The sequence below is a fragment of the Bacillus cereus group sp. BfR-BA-01524 genome (assembly GCF_022662595.1).
Classification (GTDB): Bacteria; Bacillota; Bacilli; order Bacillales; family Bacillaceae_G; genus Bacillus_A; species Bacillus_A thuringiensis_S.
Window position 1 is genome coordinate 51363 of sequence record NZ_JAKUDW010000012.1, and the last position, 22278, is coordinate 73640.

A 22278-nucleotide genomic window follows, 5' to 3' on the forward strand; every position below is an offset into this window, starting at 1 on the left:
AGGAGATTTTCATTATGGAAAATATAGATATTGGTAAAAAGATTGAAAAACAAAGAAAAGAAAAGGGTTTAACTAGTAAAGAACTAGCAAAGATGGCCGATATTACACCATCTATGTTAAGTCAAATTGAGCGCGGGTCTGCTAACCCTTCTATTCAAACATTAAAAGTACTTGCTAAAGCTCTTGATGTTCCAACATTTAGTTTTTTACTGGAAGAAACAAATACAGACGATTTAATTGTACGTTCCCATAAACGAAAGAAAATGATTATCGATAATTTATCATATGAAATGCTTTCACCTGATTTTACTGGAAATTTAGCAACAGCAATTCTGACTATCCCGCCTAATACAGCTTCATCAGAAAATGTACTAGAACATAAAGGAGAAGAATTAGCATTTGTCTTAGATGGGAAAATCACATTATATTTAAACGAGGAAGAATACATATTAGAAACTGGCGATAGTGTAAAAATACCTGCTTATTTAAAGCATAAATGGGTGAATCATTTTGAGAAAAATGCGGTAGTTTTATTTTCTGTTACTCCACCGATTTTTTAATATATCAATAAAAACAGGATGATTCTTATAAAATACGGATTATCCTGTTTTTATTAAATAAGAAAGTGAAATTTTTGTTAAAAACTTAACAGTTGGACCCAATCCGAACAATCCTACTAAAAACATATTTACAAGTGAAACTATCCCTCCCCCATTAATGTTAACGTATCATGAGTCAGATTCATCCCACCACTACCAGAGGCATTTGTAATATTTATATGGAAGTTAATTGATTTTTCGGAATTTTGTTGAAAAATATGGTAAAATCATTCTTATACTTCTTCTATTTTGCTATTATAGAAATAATTAAATTAGGATACTTTTATCGGATGGGAGAATATATAATGAGTGTGTTATTAAAAGAACATGAACAGATTGTCAACGAATTAAACATTTTATATCAAGTAATGGTAGCGGAGCAGTTAATTGAAGCGAAACAATTAAAAGAAAAAATAGAGGAACAGATTAATAAAATTGAAGCTGATTAAAATCTATCGCTTTACTACTCCCTACTAAACTTTAAATATAAGGTCCTAACCGATTGGACAAACATTAAGTATGATACTTTTAGTCAAATTGTGCGTTTAGACAATCCAATAACTGAAGACTTTATTACTTATTATTATCACTTTTTTAAAGCTGAACATGCTACCATGATTGGAAATTATGATGAAGCAAAAAAAGAATACGAAAAAGCTGAATCCCTTTTAAAACATGTACCAGGCGAACTAGAAGAAGCTGAATATAAATATAAATTCGCTATATTTAATCACCATACAAACAAACCACTTACAGCAATCAATTATGCAAATCAAGCTAAAGAGATCTTCTCAAAATATCCACGTTATGAAATTAAAATAGCTCTATGCGAAAATATTTTAGGCTCATGTTCTGTTTATTTAAAACAATTCGAGCAAGCCGAAGAGAACTATAATTCAGCAATCAATATTTTACAAAAACTGAAAGACGACACACTAATCTTAAAAGTTCGAAATAACTTAGGTTGGCTCTACTCTTCTCAAAATCTATCAACCCTTGCTATTAGACATCTTACAATAGTTACAAACAAATTACCTAAACACCTAAAAGCCAATTTTCTACAAGCAAAAGAACATTTTTGTTTAAATGAAAAAGAACTTGCAAACGTTTGGGTTCAAAAAGGCTTAGAAATTTGTAATGAATTAAATAATCAAGAATATAAACACCACTTCACTATCTTAAAAATACAACACACTGGTATTCTAGGCGACTTAGAAAATGCAATCATTGCAGGCACTACATATTTTAACAGTAAAGAATTATACGATTATGTACAAGAATATTACGAATTATTAGCAGTAGAATTTCATAAAGTGAATAAAATAGAGAAATCTCAAAAATATTTTTTCAAAACTTACGAAGCAAAACAAAAATTATTAACTAAGGAGGCACTAAGATAATGAAAAAGATTAGTTTAGCTATTTTAACCTTTACATGCATACTTGCTTTTGGATTTAATAATTTTACTGAAAGTCAACAAGCAAAACAACTTCCAAAATGGGATACAGATAAACAAGAAACACATGCAGACCTATAGAAACCTAAAAACCCCTAATAAAGGGGTTTTTAGATTTCTACAATATAATGATTTAGCATATGATGAAGAAATACGCTTATAAAAGATAGCCATACACAGATACTCTCTGTACATGGCTATTTTTATTTTTTCGGTATCAACAAAATCCCTAAACTAATAATACAAAAGCTCATTATTTGCTGTATTGATAGACCGAATAAAACTGAATTTTGTTCACTAATGATTGAAATAATGATATGTGAAGACCCCACAATAATTAGAAACAAACTTATATTCTTTCCATTTCCGAGCCTTTCATTTTTCATCCATAACAAGCCCATTATACAAAGAGCAAGGATGATCTCATATACGAAAATAGGGTGATATAAAAGTTTAGATTCATATATTTTCATTCCCCATGGTAGTGTCGTTTGTGCACCTACTTCATGATGTAATAGAAAATAAAAGATAATACTCACACACAGACCAAAAGGCAATGCATCAAGTAAAATACGAAGCGAAAATTGCTCCTTTTTACTTTTCCAAACAATGTATACACTCGCAATCACGCATCCTACTACAATATGTTGCATACTTCCAACAGCTAATATTGCTTGCACTGGCGCCACAAAAGCCCATACAGGATTTAAAATTGCTGGTGCAAACTTCCATACAAATACGATGATAAGAAAAGCATTTGTTACGGCATCCATCATTTTTTCATATAATACATTTTGATGCCTCATCTTTCGTTTCATCAACATAAATCCAAATAGACTTCCAATTATAAGAGATATGGGTTGTAACCTCACGATCCACTCCATCGTCACGAAATCTCCTTTTAATTCTCAATCAATTTCTTAAATTTCTTTTCTAATTGATCTGGTGGTAATACACCTCGTACATGATCTACTATAATTCCATCTTTATTAACAAAAAATGTCGTCGGTAAAGAGAATACTTTATAATCTAGTCCAGCTACTCCGTCCATATCTAATAGAACAGGAAACTCAAACCCATAGCGATTAGCAAATGCGCTTGCTTCTTGTACTGGGTCACTAACAGTTGCATTCACCGCAAAAATTTCAACATCCTTTTTATATTTATCATACATATGAACTAAGTCAGGTGCCTCCATTTCACACGGCCCACACCATGATGCCCAAAAATTAATAATATACGGTTTTCCCTTTGCATCATTTAACGACTGCAACTTTCCGTCTAATCCTTTTAATGTGATGCCAGGTGCTTTAAAACCTACTTGTGGTAATACTTCTTTCTCTTGTAACTCTGCTTGTTTCGCTCTTCTTTCCTTCTCTTCTTTCTTTGAATTATAAAAATTGATCCCCGCCCAAACGAGTGCCCCTACTAGTATAATAGCAATTAGTTTCTTCACTCTTTTTCCTCCTTATTTTAAAATCCTGTAACTCCACACCAAATAGACGAATAATGAACACTGTGATTTCCATCATTTGATTTGTATACAATAAAACACCTGTAATATATGATAAATAAGATGTATATAGCGGTAAAAAGCATGATGACATAAATGACAACACCTTAACTCACACTACATAGAGTAGTGTTTATTCTTAAAAAAAGAGGCTATATGCACTCTCCGACAATAAGTACAATCGACACACAGAATAAACCTATTGTTACATATACCGAATTCGTATGTAACGGGATATTAAGCTTCACAACTTCTTCATTTAACACTTGCTCGATTCGTAAATTTATTGCTGTTTTTGCAAATGAAGCTGTAACACATTGATTTTCCATTGTCTTTATTTTAATTAATTTTAATAACGCACTACCTAACTCAAATGAAGACTTCATTTTTTGCATCGCATATTTATCTGCTGCTAACTCTTGATACGTATGATATCGTTGTAACAATCCTTTTAATATCGGAATGTACAACATCCCTTCTGCTAATAACGTAAAACAAAATAATTTTAGCGGATCCCAATTCTTTTGATGATATTCTTCATGGAAAATAATTGCATCAATTTCTTCATCTGAAAACGTCTGAAGCAAACCTTCCGACATGACAACTTTCGGACGGAATAATCCAATTGTAAACGCTGCAACTTCCGCAGTCGGCAGTATATGTATTTGTTTCCCTTTTCTAATGAATGGGATAAGTGGTTTTTGTAATTTTTTACCATTAAAAAATTGCCGCCAAATTCTTTTACACACGGTCAATACAGTAATTAATAATAACCCAGCTATTATAATACGAACCATTGATAGTTCTTTCATATGTTTTTCTAACTGAAACAAGCAAAACTTTGAAAGGAAGAATGCCTTATTTTGAAAAAGAAATGGATATGTAACGTAATACAATAACAAGCTGAAAAAGAGGGTACTAACAATGAGCGCTAACAATACGATTTTACGCATTTGCCATTTCATTTCATCGATCCTCTTTTTTTAACTGATTCAATTTGTCTTCTAATTTTTTTATTAAATTCGGATCAGCCTGCTCTAACTCATCTATCATATGAGTTACAACTAAATCTCCAAATTCCCCCACTAATTCCTGTGTCATTTTCTTCGTTTGATTGGATAAGAATTCTTCTTTCGTTTGTATAGCACGATATATGCCACTTCTTTTTACAGTCTGTTTTTCTAGGTGTAATTTCTCTACTAGCCTGTTCATAACTGTCATAACAGTATTAAAATTCACAGGCGATTCTTCACTTAATTTCTGCTGGACTTCTTTAATAGTAATACCTTCAGTAGACCAAATAATCTCCATAATCTTCGCTTCAAGCGGTCCAAAGAAATGATTTAATCCTTGCTCATTTAACCTATAGTTTTGCGTAAACATCGTATGACTCCTTTCACACTACGAATTGTAGTACAAATTAAATGAGAGGTCAAACACGAGTAATATAAACTAAAATTCACTACCTATAAATACGTACCTCATTCTATTCATTATAAGCCTAACTTATCTCCAAATGTATCAAAGAGATACTGCTCTAATATTTGCACACTAAACTTTTCATTACGCCCAAGTGCAAATAATTCCCGATCTTTCGCTACGATAGTATCTAATGGAATAGCTACATTATCCACGATTTTTGTAATTTCAATTATATTACTTTTTACATTTACTTCTGTTTTAAATTCAACGTTTTCTAACACTATATGTGAACGTCTTCCTGATGCAAAAAAAGTAAAATTAGGATTTTTAACAACGCCAATTTCAGTCTCTAACGCATATAAATAGTGAAAAATTACATCTCTGTGTCCATCTTTTATTATTTTTTCATCCTTCTCATCGTCTAAGTATTCTTTCAGCTTCGTTGTAAATTCAAATCGAAAATCCACTTTTTTCACGCTCCCTCTTTATATTTCATATTAAATAAATATATTGAAATAATTTTACCATATTGTAATACAAGTTCCTATTAAAAGTAAAAACTGTTTTGGAAAATCACTATTATTTCCGATGCCCTTTTAAAATATAAGCATAAATTCAATATGAATTAATGCGTCATTATATCTATTTAAACATATTTTTTCCATATTTTGAAACATTAGTATGAAATATTATATATCAATGAAAGGTTTTTAATTCATTGATATATATAGTCAGTGTTTTCTTTACTATTCCGATATACTTAAGCTATATTTTCTAATTATTGATTACATTACGGAAGGAATGTAACTCTCTTCTATCGAATTTTTATATAACAAAAATGATTAGGTGGTGCTTTACTATGAAATTAGCTGTCATTGGTGGCGGTGATTTACAAGATTCAAATCACTTGCCTATTAATGAACGCCTTATAGAATTAACAAATAAACAGTACCCAAAAATATTGTTTATTCCAACGGCTAGTCATGATGATGAAAGCTATATAAAATTATTTTTAGACACGTTTGAAAAACAATTACATTGTGAAGTACAAATTTTACGTACTACAACAGATTCACCTTCTAAGTATGAAATAGACGAGATGATTCATTCAGCCGATTTAATTTATCTAGGTGGCGGGAACTATATTCACATGCTTACGCAATGGAAAGAACATAGACTCGATGAAAAATTATTATTGGCTCTGCAACAAGGAACACTTATTGCTGGTTATAGCGCTGGTGCTATGTGTTGGTTCACGTCTAGTATCCGATCAGATTATGAAGGTGCTGGTTATATAGAGAGTAACGGATGGGGGATTGTTAATAAAAGATTTTGTCCACATTATAATCAATTAAACAGAATGAACGCCTTCCATTCCTTTTTACAAAATCATCAAGGGAATATAGAAGGAATTGCACTGGAGGATAATTGCGCTTTATATATTACAGAGGAATCCTTTGAGATTATCGGTGAACCGGAAAAAGCGTGGGAGTTTTATATGAGTGATAAAACACTCATTAGACAACATTTTGATATAACTTTAAAAAGCTATTTGTAAACCTGCACTTACGAAAAAATGTCCCTAAGTCTAATAACTTAGGGACATTTTTCTATTTAACTAACTAATCGTGTAATTCGTTTCTTTTGCCATGAAAGCTTATAATATGCATACTGTAATATTAAGCTGACAATAAATGCTGCTGGATACCCGATCCAGATGCCTTCTATTCCAAGACTTGTATGGTAAGAAAGATAATATGCTACGGGTACTTCTACAAGCCAAATTGAAACAACTCCAATAACAGTTGGCCAAAGTACTGTACCGCTCGCTCGCATTGTCGCACTAATAATTTGTGCATGACCGAAAATTAAATAACTCCATAACGTAATCATAACTAAGCTATGAGCAATTTCAATTGTAGTTTGACTCGTTAAAAATAGTGATAAAATATCTCTTGAGAATAAGTAAATAAGAGATATTAACACACCACCGATGACGTAGTTCATAATAATTCCGGCCTTCACAACTTTCTGCAATCGATCAAATTGATTCGCCCCAATTGATTGTGCTGCAAAAATAGAAACTGTAATACCAAGGCTAACTGCTGGCATTTGTACATAACTTGCAACTTGATTCACAACGCCGTAAGCAGCTGTTGCATCCGATCCGTAACGATTTACAAATGCGATTACCGCAATTTCAGATAATGAAACTAATATCATATTAATACTCGCTGGAATACCGAGCCTTAACAATAACTTTAATAACTCCCCATCCATTCGAAGATATTTTCTAACCGTTCCATCTAGTTGTAATGGGTGATTTTTCTTCTTTAAATACACGAGCATGACAATAAACGTAATAACTGTGGATATAACAGAGGCATAGGCTGCTCCATACACATCTAATTTCGGAGCTCCTAACCATCCAAAAATAAGAATCGGTAATAAGATCATATTTAGCGCTGTACTTACAATTAAAAAGTAAAATGGCGTTTTAGAATCTCCTGTACCCCTCATAAATGTTGTGTATGCGAAATATAAAAATAATACTGGCATCGATATAAATAAAATCCGTGCATAATGTACACTTATTTCAATAATATTTTCTGGCGTTCCCATTAGACGCATAATATCCATCGCAAAAATACTGCCTATTATCGCTAACACAAATCCAATAATAAAGGTAAATGTCAACGTCGTACCAACGATAGCTTTTAAACGATCTTCGTTTTTAGCACCAAACGCCTGACCAATTAAAATAGAACTACCCGAACCTATTCCAATTACGAATGAAACAAGTAAAAAGAACAAAGGAAAGAATGCTGATATAGCCGCTAAATCATTAACTCCAAGCCATCTTCCTACTACTACCATACCAAATAATTGTCCAACTGATTGTAGTACATTACTTAATAATAACGGTACTAAAAACATCGACATCGATTTCCAAATCGGTTTACTCTCACTTTCCAACTTATGCGACTCCGCACCTTCTTTATTGTTATCTGCAGGTGGTTTCAAATTTCATTTCTCCTTTTATTAAAAATCTTTTTTCAATATCTATCTCTTTGTATAGTTGTTATTATACTGTGCTTCTATTCATTTTCTTTTCGCATGATTATAACTTCACCCAATATTGACTTCCATCGGCTGTTCGATCTAAAAATCCATATTCGATTAAATATCTTCTTAAAGTTACGAAATCAGGGTATACATTTTCTATCACTGTATTTACTTCTTTTTCAGTATACTTTTTATTACTATCAAACTTCTTTACTAAATGACGTAATATAATTAATTTACGCTTTTGTTTTTTCGGAAATTTAGAAAGAGGTCCATCTAATCCTTCTGTAAAATGAGCTTTTAATACTTCATCATTTTCTTCTTCCGTAATATTGTATCGATCATCCACCATCGTTGCTGTTCTATGAATTGGTACAAATTTCGTTTGTACTTTTGATTTTTCTTCTGATAATTCCATTAGCGCTAAAAATACTTTTGCTTGCTTCATTTTCTCTCGCAGTGTAAATCGATGATTACGAATTGTTGATGTACTTCCGCCATCCATCTCTTTTACTATTTCTTTATCATTCAGTCCCATATGGAAAAATCGAACCATTTTCTTTTGTAAATCTGTTAAACCAGTAAATTTCTTATCCATATTTAATAAATAATCAAACATAGACGTATGCTCATTTTGAATATGCAATTGGACGAATTTCTCTGCTTCATACAAAACTTGGTTATCTTGATAAATAACACCTTTAATAAATCTTTCACCACAAGCTAAGCAAATGTACTCCTCTTTTTCTTCATCAAACACATACCCTTTCTTTAATTCCTCTATTGACGCATCCCAAAACTGCTCCGAAATATCAATCACACTAAACACTCCTTCAAAATGTTTATTTGAAAACCAAACAAATTACTATAACGTTTATTATCACTTCATCATCTTATCACAACAAAAATAAACATTTCAATGTTTCGTTTACCCATTTTATAAACTTTTATAAAAACATCTATCGAAAGGGTTTAATACAACGAAAAGCGAATGTGTTTATACAAATTCATTTTATATGATGTGGAATAGAACATGAATATTCTTCAAGACCCTTGGTTTATCGTTAAGCAAATTGCACGGAATACTTATACGATTAGTAAATATGGAACCGGTATTCACTCATTCCAAAACTTCAGTATTCAATTTTAACTACAAAAAAGATGTTTCCGTATAAGAAAACACCTTTTACTTTTTATCCCGCATTAACGGGCAGTAAGACCCCCACTGATTAAAGTTTCACTTTATATATTCTATTTACAGTCTCTACTAAAACCTTACTTGCTTGTACAAATACATGCTTTCGGTTTCTATCTTCAACAAATTTATTAGCGCAACTACTCATAATCATCATACAACCAATTATGACTAACGCTATCTTTCTATTCTTGTAAGTCACTTCATGTCACTCCACTATTACAAAACTTCTTTTGAATTTATCCCATCAAGAAATTTTACATGAATAATAAAACGTGTGAATATGCAATTCTGCATATTCACACGTTTTATCACAATGTTATGATTTAATTTAGTTAAAGAACAAGTATACCGAGGTGACTAACTTGAAGTTTAAAGCGAAAAAAAATCCATTCCACGTCATTTTCATTACATTATTTATAATTATTTTTTTCGTTTCGTTATTCTTCCAAAATGAACATTCTATTTTTTTCACTCTCATGATGCTATTAAATGTCGTGAATCTTTCTTCATTCTATTTTTCTCACTACAATATAACTGCATCATCTCTTATTGTAAAACACGGTTTCATATTTCATACTGAAATTCCATTTGAAGACATTCGTCACGTTAAATACTCCGGTAAAAAACTTCATTCAAAAAAATGGACTAGACAGCAATTAGAAATCCATTACAATTTATTTGACTCAGTAACAGTTTTTGTACCCCAAGAAGAAGAAAAGTTCATTTCACTCTTAAAAGAAAACTGCCCACAGATGAAAGTAATGAATACGCCTGCTAACAAATAATATTTTTTGAAGCTTGCAGTATTGCAAGTAGATGAAACATAAAAATGAACATCAAAAAAGCCAAGATTCTATACTAAGAACCTTGGCTTTTTCTATTACTCTTTTGGAGCAATCATTTTCTTTGGATCTACAATTTCATCAAATTGCTCTTCTGTTAGTAGTCCAGATTGCAATGCTGCTTCTTTTAAAGTTAATCCTTCTTTATGAGCATGCTTCGCAATTTTCGCTGCATTTTCATATCCGATATGTGGGTTTAGCGCTGTTACAAGCATTAGTGAACGATTCACATTTTCATTAATTACTTCTTCATCTGCTTCAATACCAACTGCACAATTGTCATTAAACGAAACAATTGCATCCGCTAATAAGTGAGCTGATTGTAAGAAGTTATAAGCAATAACAGGTTTAAATACGTTTAACTCAAAGTTACCTTGGCTCGCAGCAAATCCGATTGTTGCATCATTCCCCATCACTTGCGCTACAACCATCGTTAATGCTTCACTTTGCGTTGGATTTACTTTACCTGGCATAATAGAGCTTCCTGGTTCATTTGCTGGAATAATAATTTCTCCAAGACCACTACGTGGACCACTTGCAAGCCAACGTACATCGTTAGCAATCTTCATTAGATCCGCAGCTAATGCTTTTAATGCGCCGTGAGTATATACAACTTCATCATGGCTCGTTAATGCATGGAACTTATTTGGTGCAGAAACAAATTGTTTACCTGTAAATTGACGAATTTCCTCTGATACCATCTCACCAAATTTAGGATGAGCATTAATACCTGTTCCAACCGCAGTTCCACCAATTGCTAACTCTTTCATATATGTATTGCTCTCTGCAATCATACGCTCTGTTTTCTCAAGCATACGGTGCCATCCGCTAATTTCTTGCCCTAAAGTTAACGGCGTTGCATCTTGTAAATGTGTACGACCAATTTTTATAATATGTTCAAATGCAGTTACTTTTTCTGCTAAAGTTTCTTTTAATTTCGTAATTGCTGGTAATACGTGATTTTCTACTGCGATTACACAAGCTACATGAAGCGCCGTTGGAAATGTATCATTTGAACTTTGTGACATGTTCACATCATCATTCGGATGAATATGTACGTCAGATCCCTTCTCTTTCAAAATTTGATTCCCACGATTTGCAATTACTTCATTCACATTCATGTTTGACTGTGTACCACTACCTGTTTGCCATACGACAAGCGGAAAATGTTCATTCCATTTCCCTGCAATCACTTCATCAGCAGCTTCTACAATCGCTTCTGCTTTTTCTTCTGATAGCTTTCCTAATTTTTGATTGCTAAGCGCTGCACTCTTCTTTAAAATTGCAAATGCTTTTACAATTTCAAGCGGCATTTGCTCTGTTCCAATTGGAAAGTTTTCTTTACTACGCTGTGTTTGTGCTGCCCATAATTTATCAGCTGGAACTTTTATTTCTCCTATTGTATCTCTTTCAATTCTGTACTCCATGTTTTCATCCCCTTGAAAATATAATACCTACATCTCTTATAATAACAGACTTTCTCTTAAATGATAAGAATTCTCAATCTTATATATAGATATTCTATATTTATTTTTAAAAATTTCTCTTGACCTAAACTTAAGTTTAGGCTGTATCCTTTTCCTTGTAACCGACTATAACACTACTGGAGGAATTCAATATGAAAAAATATGCTTTTATAACAGGTGGGAATAAAGGAATTGGATATGAACTTGTTCGTCAATTAGCAGAAAAAGATTATCACGTATTTTTAGGTGCTCGTAATGAACAACTTGGACAACAAGCCGTAGAATCTTTAAATGTTTCAAACGTTTCCTATATTCAAGTAGATATTTCAAATGCACAATCCATTCAAGAAGCAACAAAGAAAATTTACGAAACGACTGACCACTTACATTTATTAATTAATAACGCAGGCATAGCGCTAGACTTCAATACGCTACCTAGTGAATTAAATATTGAAACTTTACGCCAAGGATTTGAAGTTAACTTTTTTGGAACTTTCCAAATGATGCAAGCCTTTTTACCATTATTAAAGAAATCAAGCAACAGTAAAATCATAAATGTAACAACTGACATGGCCTCACTAACAATGTTTGCTAATGGTGAAACACATCCAATTAATACACTAGGATATAATTCTTCCAAAACAGCTATTAATGCTTTAACGTTAGCTTTTAGTAAAGAACTTGGTACTAACGGACCAGAAGTTTTTGGGGTAACTCCTGGTTTTACAACTACGGATCTTAATGGAAATTCCCCTGGTGGCCATACAACCACTGAAAGTGCTAAAATTATTATTAAATATGCATTAAGTGAAACAAATTATAATGGTAAAATACTAAATAAAGATGGCATTATACCTTGGTAATAAAAGGATGAATGATATGTATTATACAATTGGGCAAGTCGCCAAAATGCAACACTTAACTATTTCTCAAATACGTTATTACGATAAACAAGGACTGTTCCCTTTTCTTCAAAGAAATGAAAAAGGAGATCGAGTTTTTGAAGAAGAAGCACTGAAATATTTAGAGATGATTTTGTGTTTAAAAAACACTGGTATGCCAATTCAAAAAATAAAACAATTTATCGACTGGTCTATGGAAGGAGAATCTACTATCTTTCAACGGCTGGAATTAATGAAACAACAAGAGACCAATGTCTTACAGCTCATTCAAGACACTGAAAAAAACTTAAAAAAGATACAACAAAAAATTGCTAAATACGAGAATGAAATAACTTCAGAAAATGCTATTAAAAAATAAAAATCACCTTCTACATATTGTAGAAGGTGATTTTTATTTTATGATGCTTGCTTTCCTTTATCTGCATCATCTACATACCAGATGAATTTGCCTGTATATCCATAAATAACTGCTAAAATTAACGATACGAAGCTTAACCACATAAACGGAACGTATGAAAACGTTGCTACCCCTAAAATACCAGCCATAAAAATACCATTATCAGACCATGGAACCATACCTGAAGTTAACGTTCCACCTACTTCTGAGTTACGCGCTAATACACGACGGTCTATTTTTAATTTATCATAGCTATCTTCCATAATTTTTGGTGTTAAAATTAGTGATACATACATCGCACAACCAAATATATTAGCTAAGAATGCCACGATTAATGTAGACAATGTTACATTACCTGCAGAATTTAATTTCTTCTCGAATTTTGATACGATTACTTTTAAAACACCTAATTTTTCAAGTAATCCACCAAATCCTAAACCGAAAATAATAACGGCTACTGAGCCAAGCATGCCGTTAATTCCACCACGGTTTAATAACTTGTCAACAAACTCAACACCAGATTGAATTGAGAATCCGTTATAAGCTGTTCCAATCGCCTCTCCAAAGTTCATCCCTTGGAAAAGAGTTGCCCAAATTGCACCAATTAAAGCTCCCATTGCAATTGTTGGCATAGACGGTTTCTTCATCGCTAATAGAACGATAACAATGACCGCTGGAATAAGCATCCATATTTTAATATCAAATTGCTTTAATAAAGCTTCTTTTAAAAATTCTACTCGATTCAAATCTACATTATCGCCGCCATACATCCAACCAGCTACAGTAAACATAATACTAGTAATAATATAAGCTGGAACATCTAATACGAGCATAGCTCGAACGTGAGCAATAACATCTACTTTCGCCATAGAAGCTGCAAGAACTGTGCTATCAGAAAGTGGTGATAATTTGTCGCCGAAATAAGCTCCTGAAAGAACTGCACCAGCAACAAGCGGAAGTGGTAAACCAAGTCCTTCACCAATCGCCATCATAGCAATACCTGCTGTTCCCACTGTTCCCCAAGACGTTCCTGTTGCGATAGAAGTTATAGAACAAATAATTAATGTTGCTAATAGGAATATGCTAGGGTGAATAAATTCTAATCCATAATAGATTAATGTTGGTACTACCCCACCAGCAATCCATGTTCCAATTAAAGCACCTACTGCAACTAAAATCAGTATTGCTTCTAATCCGTTAGAAATCCCTTTCGTAATTGCATCTTGCAATTCTTGATAACGAAATCCTAATCTTAATCCAAGCGCAATTACTAAAAACCATGAAATAAATAGCGCTAATTGAATTGGGAGATCAAAAATCGTTTGGAAGGAAAAGACAACAGCAAGAAATAGTAATAAAAGAACTATGATTTCTAGCATCGATGGTAATCTTACACTTTTCATTTTTTTCTCTCCTTACAAGTCGATAACATGACGTATGTCGTCTTACATGTATGTAATATACAATTAGCGAAGACAAAACAAAATTTTCATATTATTTCGATTTATTTTTCCAGTATAATATATTCACAACCCTTTCTATTGTAAAAGTAGATTACGTTTTTCGCAATGAAAAATATAAAAAATGTTGTATTTTTATTTATCCCGATATTTTCGGTCAATAAGACCCTTGTATCAAAATTCAGTAAGTGCAAAGCACCTAGTTAAGAAATTAACTACTGTAAAATCCCGGATTGACATGAACGTATTAAAGCTTCACTTTATTTACAAAGAACAATCCCATACTAACTTTTTTAATATTTGCTGCAACAAAACTTTTTACAACTATCTTCGCTTTTTAATTCACACCATTATTTCCCACACAAAAATAGGGCACACATCATTAAAATGATGCATGCCCTACCTTTATTTATACATATTTTGTATTTCTTCTTTATTTTTAAGTATTTCCTCAAACTTATCACTACAACCCTTCGGAAATAACACTCCCAGTCCATATGAATGTGCAAATTGAAAATGAGGGTACTTCGCTTTTACCTCATCCCAAAACTTATATACGCCGAAATCACCACTTCTAACTTCAATATCATGAAATAATACAATACCGTTTTTCGCGACTTTCGGTAGCCAAGTGTTATAATCGTGAGAAACAGCTTGATACGTATGATAGCCATCAATATGCAAAAGATTTATCGTTTCATCTTGAAACCGGTCTACAGCATCATCAAAAGTAGATCGAATTAAATTTCCTATATTAAGGTAGTTATCACTCACTACTTTTTCTACTATTTGAAAAACCCCTTCTCCATATGGACCTGTATGCCCATCTCCAGCCCAAGTATCTACTGCAAAGCATTTAGTCGATAACCCTCCATCTTTTACTCCCTGACAAAAACTGAAGAAAGAAGCACCTAGATGTGTACCTAACTCAACTAAAGTTTCTGGTTTTTCAAATCGTACTAAGTCATATGCAAAATCTAAATGTCCACTCCACGCAGATTGTGACCGAATAATAGGACTAAATGTTTCAAATTCAAATGATGGTTTATGAGTAACCCAGTTCATCGCATAACTCCTTCTGCACATATTTTTAACAAACCAAATTACTCTTATCTTTATTTTTTTATCGCCTTGATTATGATTCTATTTCATGAAAATATGAAGAATTTATTCTTTTCTATTGCGGTAAAGCATCATATACATATGGGTCAGTTGGCTTATTAATTTTCTCGATTTTGTTTACTTTTACAAGTGGAAAGACTGTTCCTTTATATGTCGTTTCATCTAATAATCCTGTTATTTTCACCCATGTTTCTTCTGATATTTTTTCAACATTTTGCCCGGTAACAATCATCCCCCAGACTGATGCATCCGCAATACAACAAGTTATGCCATATCGAGCCACTACTGCTTTATTACCCGTCACATCCTTATCCTTATATATAAACCCTAAGAATGTAATTTCTTTCCCTTTAAACCAATTAACATTTTGACCAATTACATTCATTGTTTGAACATAGTCCTTATCCTTTACTTGCAGTTTACTCTGTCCTAACATACTTTTTACTACTTGCTCTTCCGTTTTATAAGTCGTTGATAAATTTGATGTTTCTTCTGGATCAACGGATACTTCTCGCCCATCAAAATTAACCTGTTCCCCCTCTTTTTCATTCCTTTCCAGACTTCTCGCCTGTACACTTTGATTCATACCCCTTTTTCCTGCTAAACTTCCATCAATTGTTACACTTCCAAAGAGAAAAGCACTAACTATCGGAACAACAAATAAAACATATACAAAGAAACTTTTTATCCCTGATTTTGATGTTGTATGATGTTTACAACAATTACAATCATGCTGTTTCTCTCTTCCATCTCCCCAAACTTGTACAGTACCAAAAATTAAAATCACTACAAAAGCTATATACGTAAATTTAATCATTTTTGGAGCGATAAAATTATAAATATTCCCTGTTACAAGTAGTTTAAATAAGAGCATTGCTAAACCAATTAAAATAATGCCACGAATATAGCGATGATATGCCTTCTGCTCCTCTTTCTCCATTCTTTCTCACCTCCTATAACATTATGATTTGCATGATGGTATACACAGATACAATCACAATTCCTATCAAAAAGAATACAAATCTCTTTTGAAAATATGCAAATAGCATTAACGTATTTTTCATATCAAGCATAGGCCCAAACACAAGAAATGCGAGAAGTGCCTTTACTGAGAAAACATGTCCAAAAGATGCCGCTATAAAAGCATCTGCTGCAGAGCAAATTGATAAAACATAACCAAATCCCATCATAATAAAGGGGGCAATTACTTCGTTATGTGCTATTGTATCCAGTACATTCCGATCAAAAAACGTTTGAAATACACTTGCTAAAAAAGCACCAATCAATAAATACTTACCAGTATCAAAAAACTCATCTACAATATGATTCATAACATCTTTCCAACTCTTTTTTCTGCTTGTTTGAACTGAAACCTCTACATCTTTTAAAACATTTCTTTCGCGATAGCAATAATACACAATTAGACCTATGAATAGAGCAACTAAAATTGTTATCCCAAAGCGTGCATATACTACATAATCATTTTTTGGAAACGCATATACAGTAGATAAAAGAACAACTGGATTCATAATGGGTGCACTCAGTAAAATAACAATGCCTACATGAAGTGGTAACCCCTTTTGAATGAGCCTTCTTACAATTGGTATAATGACACATTCACACATTGGAAAAAGAACTCCCACAAATACTGCCGGAATCATTGCAACAATCGGAGATTTCGGCATTACTTTTTGAATCATATCTTCCGTCACAAACACTTGAATAAATGAAGAAACAATTACCCCTAATAAAATAAAGGGTATTGCTTCAAAAATGATACTTAAAAATACTGTATTCACATTCAACCATTCCTGTGGCATATTTTTGTGCAAATTTGCTAGACTTGTAAAATCTACAAAAAATAATAAAAAGAGAAACATAGCGATAAGAGCTATGCCTATTAATTCTTTTGAAACTCTATTAAAGACCAAGCTTCTCGCCTCCATTTTATTTATATGTAAACATGTGCTTGTCCAAATGCTTCATACCACAGCACAAATTTTATAGTCTATTTCTATTCTTAAATCGTAATCATTATGATTTATTCTTGCTTTTTCTTTCCCCATCGTTTAACATAAAACGTAATCATTACGATTTAAAGGAGAGATCATTTCATGAAAAAAGTACCTATCACTGTATTAAGTGGTTTTTTAGGATCTGGAAAAACTACCTTACTACATCACATTTTGACTAATAAGAATAACTTAAAAGTAGCTGTCATCGTTAATGATATGAGCGAAGTAAACATTGATGCATCTCTTATAAAAAAGGGTGGTTTTTCACGTATGGAGGAAAAACTAGTAGAAATTCAAAATGGCTGTATTTGTTGTACACTACGAGAAGATTTAATGATAGAAGTGAATCGTCTTGTTGAAAATGGTGATATTGACTATATTATTATTGAATCTTCTGGTATAAGTGAGCCTATTCCAGTTGCTCAAACGTTTACTTATACAGACGAAGTTCTTAACATTGATTTAACGAAAAATTGTCGCCTCGATACGATGGTTACAGTTGTAGATGCAAATAGATTTTGGGATGATTTTGCAGACGGAGAAAGTTTATTAGACCGAAAACAAGCAATCGATGAGAATGATACCCGGGAAGTTATTGATTTATTAATAGATCAAATTGAGTTTGCAAACGTAATTATTCTTAATAAAATAGATTTGCTAGAAAAAGAAGATGTGATAGAGCTTCATCATTTACTAAAAAAATTAAATCCTAATGCAAAAATTCTTGAAGCTTCGTTTAGCAAAGTACCATTACAAGAAATTTTAAACACAAATCTATTTAATTATGAAGACGCTAGTCAATCGGCCGGCTGGATACAAGAATTAAATAGTGAACACCATACACCGGAAACGGAAGAATACGGTATCAATTCCTTTGTTTACCGTCGCAAATATCCTTTCCATCCCGAGCGCCTTATGAATTGGCTAGAAAAATGGCCTTTAGATGTTGTAAGAGCGAAAGGGTTCTTCTGGCTTGCATCTCGTAATAATATGATAGGACTTCTATCTCAAGCAGGTTCCTCTATTACAATTCAAGGAGCCGGTGAATGGATAGCCGCATTACCTGAAACTGAAAGAAATCAAATGATTGCAGAAGAACCAGAAGTATTGAAAAACTGGGATAAACAATATGGAGATCGAATAACTGAGCTCGTATTTATCGGTATTGATATGAATCGTTCTGTGATTGAACAATCATTAGATGATTGTCTATTAACAGAAAAGGAAATGGAACAAAAGTGGAATACATTTATTGATCCTATTCCGGCTTTTACTTATACTTCATAACAATTAATAAAAGGCTTCAGTAGAATGAAGCCTTTTTACTTTATAGTACTCTTATTTAATAAGTTTGCTTTAATTATAAATACAATTGTACCTAAAACAATTAATATAGCATATACGATACCAACTACATCACCTATTTTTTCTAAGCCAAGCGGTAATATTATAGTAGCAACTCCAACTATATAAGAAAATGCTCCTGAAAGCTTCGCTAATTTATTTTTATCTCCAACAAACGTTTCTTCTTGATACCCTGCTAGCAAAAACAACCTCTTTTTCACATGTATTTGATACCCTAAAAAAATGATAAGTAACCCTACAAATAAACAAACTAAAAATCCTGCTAACATATCCTTCCCCCTCCTCTACAATATTTTACTATACATAAAAAAATTTTTAGTTAGAAATTTCAGTTTATTAATAAGTCATTCTGTGATATATTGCATATTGTATTCAATTTGTATTTTTAGAAAGGAGAATTTTAGATCATATGGATTCAAATCGATTAAAAGGAATTATAATGGTCATAATCGGTGCTTGTTTATGGGGCTTGTCTGGTACAGCTGCACAACAACTTTTTCAATATGACAATGTTTCAACAGAATGGTTAGTTACGATCCGTTTACTTATATCTGGAATTATTTTGCTCATGATTTCCTCATTCGGAACGAGACAAAAAGAGATATTTGGTATTTGGAAGCAAAAATCTGATGCTATTAAAATGATTTTGTTTGGTCTATTCGGTATGCTTGCTGTACAGTATACGTATTTCGCTTCAATTAAAGAAGGAAATGCTGCCGTGGCAACATTATTACAATATTTAGCTCCTATATTCATCACTGTATACTTGCTTTTCAAATGGAATGTTCGTCCATCAAAAATTGATTTCATTTCAATTACTCTTTCATTAGTAGGCACTTTTCTCTTACTAACAAACGGGTCTGTTCATAACTTGGCTGTTTCTACACCAGCTATTATTTGGGGTATTTTATCTGGATTATCTCTCGCTTTTTATAGTTTATATTCAAAGGAATTGTTAGAAAAATGGTCTTCCTCTGTTATCGTTGGATGGGGCATGATTATTGGGGGTATTGGTGTAACGATTGTGCACTTTATTTCTACAAACGAATTCATTTTATTATCAACTATGAAATATGTAAAAATAAGTACCCTACCGCTCATCACATTTGTCGTCATTTTCGGGACACTTATTGCCTTTTATTTATACTTAGACAGCATACGATACCTGACTCCGAAAGAAACAACATTATTTGGTTGCACAGAACCACTCGCAGCTATTATTTCTTCTGTACTTATATTGCACGTGCCATTTCAATCTTTTCAGTTATTAGGCGCTTTTTGTGTCATTGTAATGGTGCTCATCTTAAGCCAAAAGCCGGATGAAGGGAAACAAAAATTAAAACTTGTTCATGCAAAAAAGGAAAATATACAATGAAAGGATTGAATTCACTATGCCTGTCCCTCAAAATTATAAAAAACCAGGAAGAATTTCAGCAAAATCACTCGTTTTAAATCAACTACAAAATTGGATTATTGAAGGTGTACTAAAGCCCAATGAAAAAATTAATGATGGGGAATTGGCTGAGGCACTAGGAGTAAGCAGAACACCTGTAAGAGAAGCACTTCAAATATTAGAGCTTTCTGGATTAGTGGAAATGGTACCAGGGCAAAAAACGAAAATTGCTCCTATTAATTTAGAAGACGTATCTATCATTTATGAAACGATGGCTGGTCTTCACTCTATTATAGGAAAGCAAGCTCTTCAAAACATTACAGACGCTGATATTCAACTACTTTCTGAAATAAATAATCATTTTCAGCACTCTATAGAGAAAAAAAATGCAAAACAAGCTTTAGAATTAGATATACAATTCCACAATACAATTTCTTCTATTGCTAAAAACCAATATATTGAACCCTTTCTAGAAAATATGCAACTTCACGTTTTACGTCTTGAATATTTGTTTTTCCAAAACTTTGTTCCAGCAAGTCAATCTATTGAAGAACATCACTCTATCATTCAAGCATTACAAAAGCAGGACGAAAAACAAATGGAACAAATAATGACTCAAAACTGGCTCCGTCCCATGAAAGAAATAAAAAAAATAATTTCTACGAAATAAAAAGAGATCTGGTTACACAAAATCGTAACCAGATCTCTTTTTACTAATCTATATAGTTATGCCTGAATATTTGCATAACCTTCCATATCTTCGTACTCTTTTTCCAATTCCTCTAAAGACAGCTCGTATAATTGTTGGTCGCGAATCTTAAACACACCTGCTCCAATTAACTCATCAATTAAATGCCTCTTACGATTTTCAACAGCAAAACGGAGTTGACTACTCATCTTTTAAAAAACTCCTTTCTACGATCATTGAAAATGATAATCTTTATCAATTACCACTTTTGATTATAAAAGATGACTCTTTATAAGTAAAGTAATTTCATGAAATATTTACCTTGCAAAGTATTTGTGGCCACATTATATATATGTATGCCGTGCGAAAAATGTTATGACACTTTTTCTTATCCTTTTTCTTTCATACTTTGCAAGTTGTCTCATCATGATGAAATTCACCATCTATTTCTACTTGAATGGTGACATGTTCTACATGAAATTTCTCCTTTAATACATACGTAGCCTCTTTTAATACACTTTGCGTTTCATTCCCTTTAATAATAAGATGACATGTTAATACTTGAAAATCTGATGTGACAGACCATATGTGCAAATCATGAACTTCTTTGACAATCGGAATATTTAATAACGTACTTTTTACCTCTTCAACATTTATGTGCTGTGGTGCACCTTCCATTAATATATGAACCGTATCACGTGTTACACGCCATCCACTAATAATGACTAAAATAGACACAAAAATACTAGCAATCGCATCTGCAGCAGTCCATCCGAAAAATTTAATAAGTAACGCAGCAATGATCGCTCCGACGGAACCCAATAGATCGCCTAGTACGTGTAAGAAAGCACTTCTTAAATTCAAATTACCTTTCACATCTCCGCCTCTCATTAATATCCAAGCTGATAAAATATTAATAAGCAGACCAAGGACTGCAATAATGAGCATCCCATTACTAGCAATCTCAACTGGTTCTTTAAAACGACGGATTGCTTCAATAAAAATGTATACCGAAATGACAATAAGAACGACACCGTTACATAATGCTGCTAACATTTCGACTCGCTTATATCCATATGTTTTCACAGTTGTTGCTGTTTTTTCTCCGAGCTTAAACGCAAGTAAACTTAAAGCTAAAGATACTGCATCACTTAGCATATGCCCCGCGTCAGATAATAGTGCTAAGCTATTTGTTACAAATCCACCAATAACTTCTGCAATCATAAAACTTGTTGTTAGTAGGAAGGCAATTAGTAACGCCTTTTTATTTTTTGAATGACCATGATCATGCGAATGTCCCATACTTATACTCCTTTAAGTACAATATCTGTATGTTAGTATGAAACAAACTCCCCATCTTTATCCCGAATCGAC

Annotated in this window: 25 protein-coding genes and 1 pseudogene; 10 read left to right on the top strand and 16 right to left on the bottom strand. The window is 32.6% G+C overall.

Translation table 11 applies throughout. The annotated features are described in order from the left end of the window. Positions 1–14: 14 nt before the first annotated feature. From MR170_RS06095 to MR170_RS06105, 3 genes and pseudogenes are all read left to right on the top strand, one after another. Positions 15–560, top strand: a complete 546-nt coding sequence (locus tag MR170_RS06095; RefSeq protein ID WP_242307737.1) for a helix-turn-helix domain-containing protein — start codon at positions 15–17, stop codon at positions 558–560. Between the two features lie 344 nt (positions 561–904). Next, positions 905–1999: pseudogene (locus tag MR170_RS06100) on the top strand (response regulator aspartate phosphatase). Continuing rightward, positions 1999–2136: a hypothetical protein gene (locus tag MR170_RS06105; RefSeq protein ID WP_000724012.1), complete on the top strand. Its 138-nt coding sequence runs from the start codon at positions 1999–2001 to the stop codon at positions 2134–2136. The pseudogene MR170_RS06100 and the gene MR170_RS06105 overlap by 1 nt, the downstream one beginning before the upstream one ends. Positions 2137–2258: 122 nt before the next feature. Here the strand turns inward: MR170_RS06105 and MR170_RS06110 are convergent, their stop codons facing one another. From MR170_RS06110 to MR170_RS06130, 5 genes are all read right to left on the bottom strand, one after another. After that, the gene (locus MR170_RS06110; RefSeq protein ID WP_016082124.1) at positions 2259–2939 is read right to left on the bottom strand and encodes a prolipoprotein diacylglyceryl transferase family protein; all 681 of its coding nucleotides are present in this window, start codon (positions 2937–2939) and stop codon (positions 2259–2261) included. Positions 2940–2956: 17 nt separating this feature from the next. Further along, entirely contained in the window at positions 2957–3511 is a 555-nt protein-coding gene (locus tag MR170_RS06115) for a TlpA family protein disulfide reductase (protein ID WP_016082125.1), read from the bottom strand. A 209-nt stretch (positions 3512–3720) separates the two neighbouring features. Beyond that, on the bottom strand, positions 3721–4533 hold the full coding sequence (locus MR170_RS06120; RefSeq protein WP_242307740.1) for a M56 family metallopeptidase: 813 nt from the start codon (positions 4531–4533) through the stop codon (positions 3721–3723). Between the two features lies 1 nt (position 4534). Then, a complete protein-coding gene (locus tag MR170_RS06125; protein WP_000495076.1) occupies positions 4535–4951 on the bottom strand; it encodes a BlaI/MecI/CopY family transcriptional regulator in 417 nt (138 codons plus the stop codon). A 110-nt stretch (positions 4952–5061) separates the two neighbouring features. Then, positions 5062–5457 carry a DUF3942 family protein gene (locus tag MR170_RS06130; protein ID WP_000347524.1) on the bottom strand — a complete coding sequence of 132 codons (396 nt, stop codon included), beginning with the start codon at positions 5455–5457 and terminating at the stop codon, positions 5062–5064. A gap of 392 nt (positions 5458–5849) precedes the next feature. On the opposite strand from MR170_RS06130, the gene MR170_RS06135 reads away from it, so the two are divergent. After that, positions 5850–6548, top strand: coding sequence for a peptidase E (locus MR170_RS06135; protein WP_016082128.1), 699 nt, complete (start codon positions 5850–5852; stop codon positions 6546–6548). Positions 6549–6604: 56 nt separating this feature from the next. Here the strand turns inward: MR170_RS06135 and MR170_RS06140 are convergent, their stop codons facing one another. From MR170_RS06140 to MR170_RS06150, 3 genes are all read right to left on the bottom strand, one after another. After that, positions 6605–8014 (bottom strand): MATE family efflux transporter, encoded by a 1410-nt coding sequence (locus MR170_RS06140; protein ID WP_242307741.1) that lies wholly within the window; start codon positions 8012–8014, stop codon positions 6605–6607. Between the two features lie 97 nt (positions 8015–8111). Continuing rightward, on the bottom strand, positions 8112–8876 hold the full coding sequence (locus MR170_RS06145) for a DUF2087 domain-containing protein (protein WP_242307742.1): 765 nt from the start codon (positions 8874–8876) through the stop codon (positions 8112–8114). 409 nt (positions 8877–9285) lie between these two features. Beyond that, positions 9286–9453 (bottom strand): hypothetical protein, encoded by a 168-nt coding sequence (locus MR170_RS06150; RefSeq protein WP_016082132.1) that lies wholly within the window; start codon positions 9451–9453, stop codon positions 9286–9288. 163 nt (positions 9454–9616) lie between these two features. Here MR170_RS06150 and MR170_RS06155 point away from each other — a divergent pair, with 163 nt between their 5' ends. After that, positions 9617–10039, top strand: coding sequence for a PH domain-containing protein (locus tag MR170_RS06155; protein ID WP_016082133.1), 423 nt, complete (start codon positions 9617–9619; stop codon positions 10037–10039). Between the two features lie 95 nt (positions 10040–10134). Here the strand turns inward: MR170_RS06155 and fumC are convergent, their stop codons facing one another. Then, positions 10135–11523: a class II fumarate hydratase gene (gene fumC / locus MR170_RS06160; protein ID WP_098628975.1), complete on the bottom strand. Its 1389-nt coding sequence runs from the start codon at positions 11521–11523 to the stop codon at positions 10135–10137. A 191-nt stretch (positions 11524–11714) separates the two neighbouring features. Between fumC and MR170_RS06165 the strand changes: the two genes are divergently transcribed. Both MR170_RS06165 and MR170_RS06170 read left to right on the top strand, forming a co-directional pair. Then, positions 11715–12425: an SDR family NAD(P)-dependent oxidoreductase gene (locus MR170_RS06165; RefSeq protein WP_016082135.1), complete on the top strand. Its 711-nt coding sequence runs from the start codon at positions 11715–11717 to the stop codon at positions 12423–12425. Between the two features lie 16 nt (positions 12426–12441). After that, complete coding sequence (locus MR170_RS06170) at positions 12442–12822, top strand: MerR family transcriptional regulator (protein WP_242307743.1); 381 nt, start codon at positions 12442–12444, stop codon at positions 12820–12822. 38 nt (positions 12823–12860) lie between these two features. On the opposite strand, the gene nhaC is transcribed toward MR170_RS06170, so the two are convergent. The 4 genes from nhaC to MR170_RS06190 all read right to left on the bottom strand — a co-directional run bounded on the left by nhaC (position 12861) and on the right by MR170_RS06190 (position 17389). Continuing rightward, positions 12861–14264: a Na+/H+ antiporter NhaC gene (gene nhaC, locus MR170_RS06175; RefSeq protein ID WP_000843986.1), complete on the bottom strand. Its 1404-nt coding sequence runs from the start codon at positions 14262–14264 to the stop codon at positions 12861–12863. Between the two features lie 462 nt (positions 14265–14726). Beyond that, positions 14727–15386: a class I SAM-dependent methyltransferase gene (locus MR170_RS06180; RefSeq protein WP_242307744.1), complete on the bottom strand. Its 660-nt coding sequence runs from the start codon at positions 15384–15386 to the stop codon at positions 14727–14729. 112 nt (positions 15387–15498) lie between these two features. Next, complete coding sequence (locus tag MR170_RS06185; RefSeq protein ID WP_029441940.1) at positions 15499–16383, bottom strand: TIGR03943 family putative permease subunit; 885 nt, start codon at positions 16381–16383, stop codon at positions 15499–15501. Between the two features lie 13 nt (positions 16384–16396). Further along, the gene (locus tag MR170_RS06190) at positions 16397–17389 is read right to left on the bottom strand and encodes a permease (protein ID WP_172452113.1); all 993 of its coding nucleotides are present in this window, start codon (positions 17387–17389) and stop codon (positions 16397–16399) included. Positions 17390–17557: 168 nt separating this feature from the next. On the opposite strand from MR170_RS06190, the gene MR170_RS06195 reads away from it, so the two are divergent. Next, positions 17558–18745, top strand: a complete 1188-nt coding sequence (locus MR170_RS06195; protein WP_242307745.1) for a GTP-binding protein — start codon at positions 17558–17560, stop codon at positions 18743–18745. Between the two features lie 35 nt (positions 18746–18780). Here MR170_RS06195 and MR170_RS06200 read toward each other — a convergent pair whose 3' ends face one another. Then, on the bottom strand, positions 18781–19092 hold the full coding sequence (locus MR170_RS06200; RefSeq protein ID WP_016082140.1) for a DUF3784 domain-containing protein: 312 nt from the start codon (positions 19090–19092) through the stop codon (positions 18781–18783). A 140-nt stretch (positions 19093–19232) separates the two neighbouring features. Here MR170_RS06200 and MR170_RS06205 point away from each other — a divergent pair, with 140 nt between their 5' ends. Together MR170_RS06205 and MR170_RS06210 are read left to right on the top strand one after the other, a co-directional pair. After that, positions 19233–20198: a DMT family transporter gene (locus MR170_RS06205; RefSeq protein ID WP_016082141.1), complete on the top strand. Its 966-nt coding sequence runs from the start codon at positions 19233–19235 to the stop codon at positions 20196–20198. A 16-nt stretch (positions 20199–20214) separates the two neighbouring features. Beyond that, the gene (locus tag MR170_RS06210; protein ID WP_242307746.1) at positions 20215–20886 is read left to right on the top strand and encodes a GntR family transcriptional regulator; all 672 of its coding nucleotides are present in this window, start codon (positions 20215–20217) and stop codon (positions 20884–20886) included. A gap of 56 nt (positions 20887–20942) precedes the next feature. Here the strand turns inward: MR170_RS06210 and fbpA are convergent, their stop codons facing one another. Both fbpA and MR170_RS06220 read right to left on the bottom strand, forming a co-directional pair. After that, positions 20943–21113, bottom strand: a complete 171-nt coding sequence (gene fbpA, locus MR170_RS06215; RefSeq protein WP_242307747.1) for a Fur-regulated basic protein FbpA — start codon at positions 21111–21113, stop codon at positions 20943–20945. Positions 21114–21306: 193 nt separating this feature from the next. After that, positions 21307–22206 carry a cation diffusion facilitator family transporter gene (locus tag MR170_RS06220; protein ID WP_095691108.1) on the bottom strand — a complete coding sequence of 300 codons (900 nt, stop codon included), beginning with the start codon at positions 22204–22206 and terminating at the stop codon, positions 21307–21309. Positions 22207–22278 lie beyond the last annotated feature (72 nt).

Bases quoted from the DNA above. Each gene is read 5' to 3' on its own strand.
- MR170_RS06095 (WP_242307737.1), top strand. From the start codon at position 15: ATGGAAAATATAGATATTGGTAAAAAGATTGAAAAACAAAGAAAAGAA.
- MR170_RS06105 (WP_000724012.1), top strand. From the start codon at position 1,999: ATGAAAAAGATTAGTTTAGCTATTTTAACCTTTACATGCATACTTGCT.
- MR170_RS06110 (WP_016082124.1), bottom strand. From the start codon at position 2,939: ATGGAGTGGATCGTGAGGTTACAACCCATATCTCTTATAATTGGAAGT.
- MR170_RS06120 (WP_242307740.1), bottom strand. From the start codon at position 4,533: ATGAAATGGCAAATGCGTAAAATCGTATTGTTAGCGCTCATTGTTAGT.
- MR170_RS06125 (WP_000495076.1), bottom strand. From the start codon at position 4,951: ATGTTTACGCAAAACTATAGGTTAAATGAGCAAGGATTAAATCATTTC.
- MR170_RS06135 (WP_016082128.1), top strand. From the start codon at position 5,850: ATGAAATTAGCTGTCATTGGTGGCGGTGATTTACAAGATTCAAATCAC.
- fumC (WP_098628975.1), bottom strand. From the start codon at position 11,523: ATGGAGTACAGAATTGAAAGAGATACAATAGGAGAAATAAAAGTTCCA.
- MR170_RS06165 (WP_016082135.1), top strand. From the start codon at position 11,715: ATGAAAAAATATGCTTTTATAACAGGTGGGAATAAAGGAATTGGATAT.
- MR170_RS06170 (WP_242307743.1), top strand. From the start codon at position 12,442: ATGTATTATACAATTGGGCAAGTCGCCAAAATGCAACACTTAACTATT.
- nhaC (WP_000843986.1), bottom strand. From the start codon at position 14,264: ATGAAAAGTGTAAGATTACCATCGATGCTAGAAATCATAGTTCTTTTA.
- MR170_RS06180 (WP_242307744.1), bottom strand. From the start codon at position 15,386: ATGAACTGGGTTACTCATAAACCATCATTTGAATTTGAAACATTTAGT.
- MR170_RS06185 (WP_029441940.1), bottom strand. From the start codon at position 16,383: ATGGAGAAAGAGGAGCAGAAGGCATATCATCGCTATATTCGTGGCATT.
- MR170_RS06190 (WP_172452113.1), bottom strand. From the start codon at position 17,389: ATGGAGGCGAGAAGCTTGGTCTTTAATAGAGTTTCAAAAGAATTAATA.
- MR170_RS06195 (WP_242307745.1), top strand. From the start codon at position 17,558: ATGAAAAAAGTACCTATCACTGTATTAAGTGGTTTTTTAGGATCTGGA.
- MR170_RS06200 (WP_016082140.1), bottom strand. From the start codon at position 19,092: ATGTTAGCAGGATTTTTAGTTTGTTTATTTGTAGGGTTACTTATCATT.
- MR170_RS06205 (WP_016082141.1), top strand. From the start codon at position 19,233: ATGGATTCAAATCGATTAAAAGGAATTATAATGGTCATAATCGGTGCT.
- MR170_RS06210 (WP_242307746.1), top strand. From the start codon at position 20,215: ATGCCTGTCCCTCAAAATTATAAAAAACCAGGAAGAATTTCAGCAAAA.
- fbpA (WP_242307747.1), bottom strand. From the start codon at position 21,113: ATGAGTAGTCAACTCCGTTTTGCTGTTGAAAATCGTAAGAGGCATTTA.
- MR170_RS06220 (WP_095691108.1), bottom strand. From the start codon at position 22,206: ATGGGACATTCGCATGATCATGGTCATTCAAAAAATAAAAAGGCGTTA.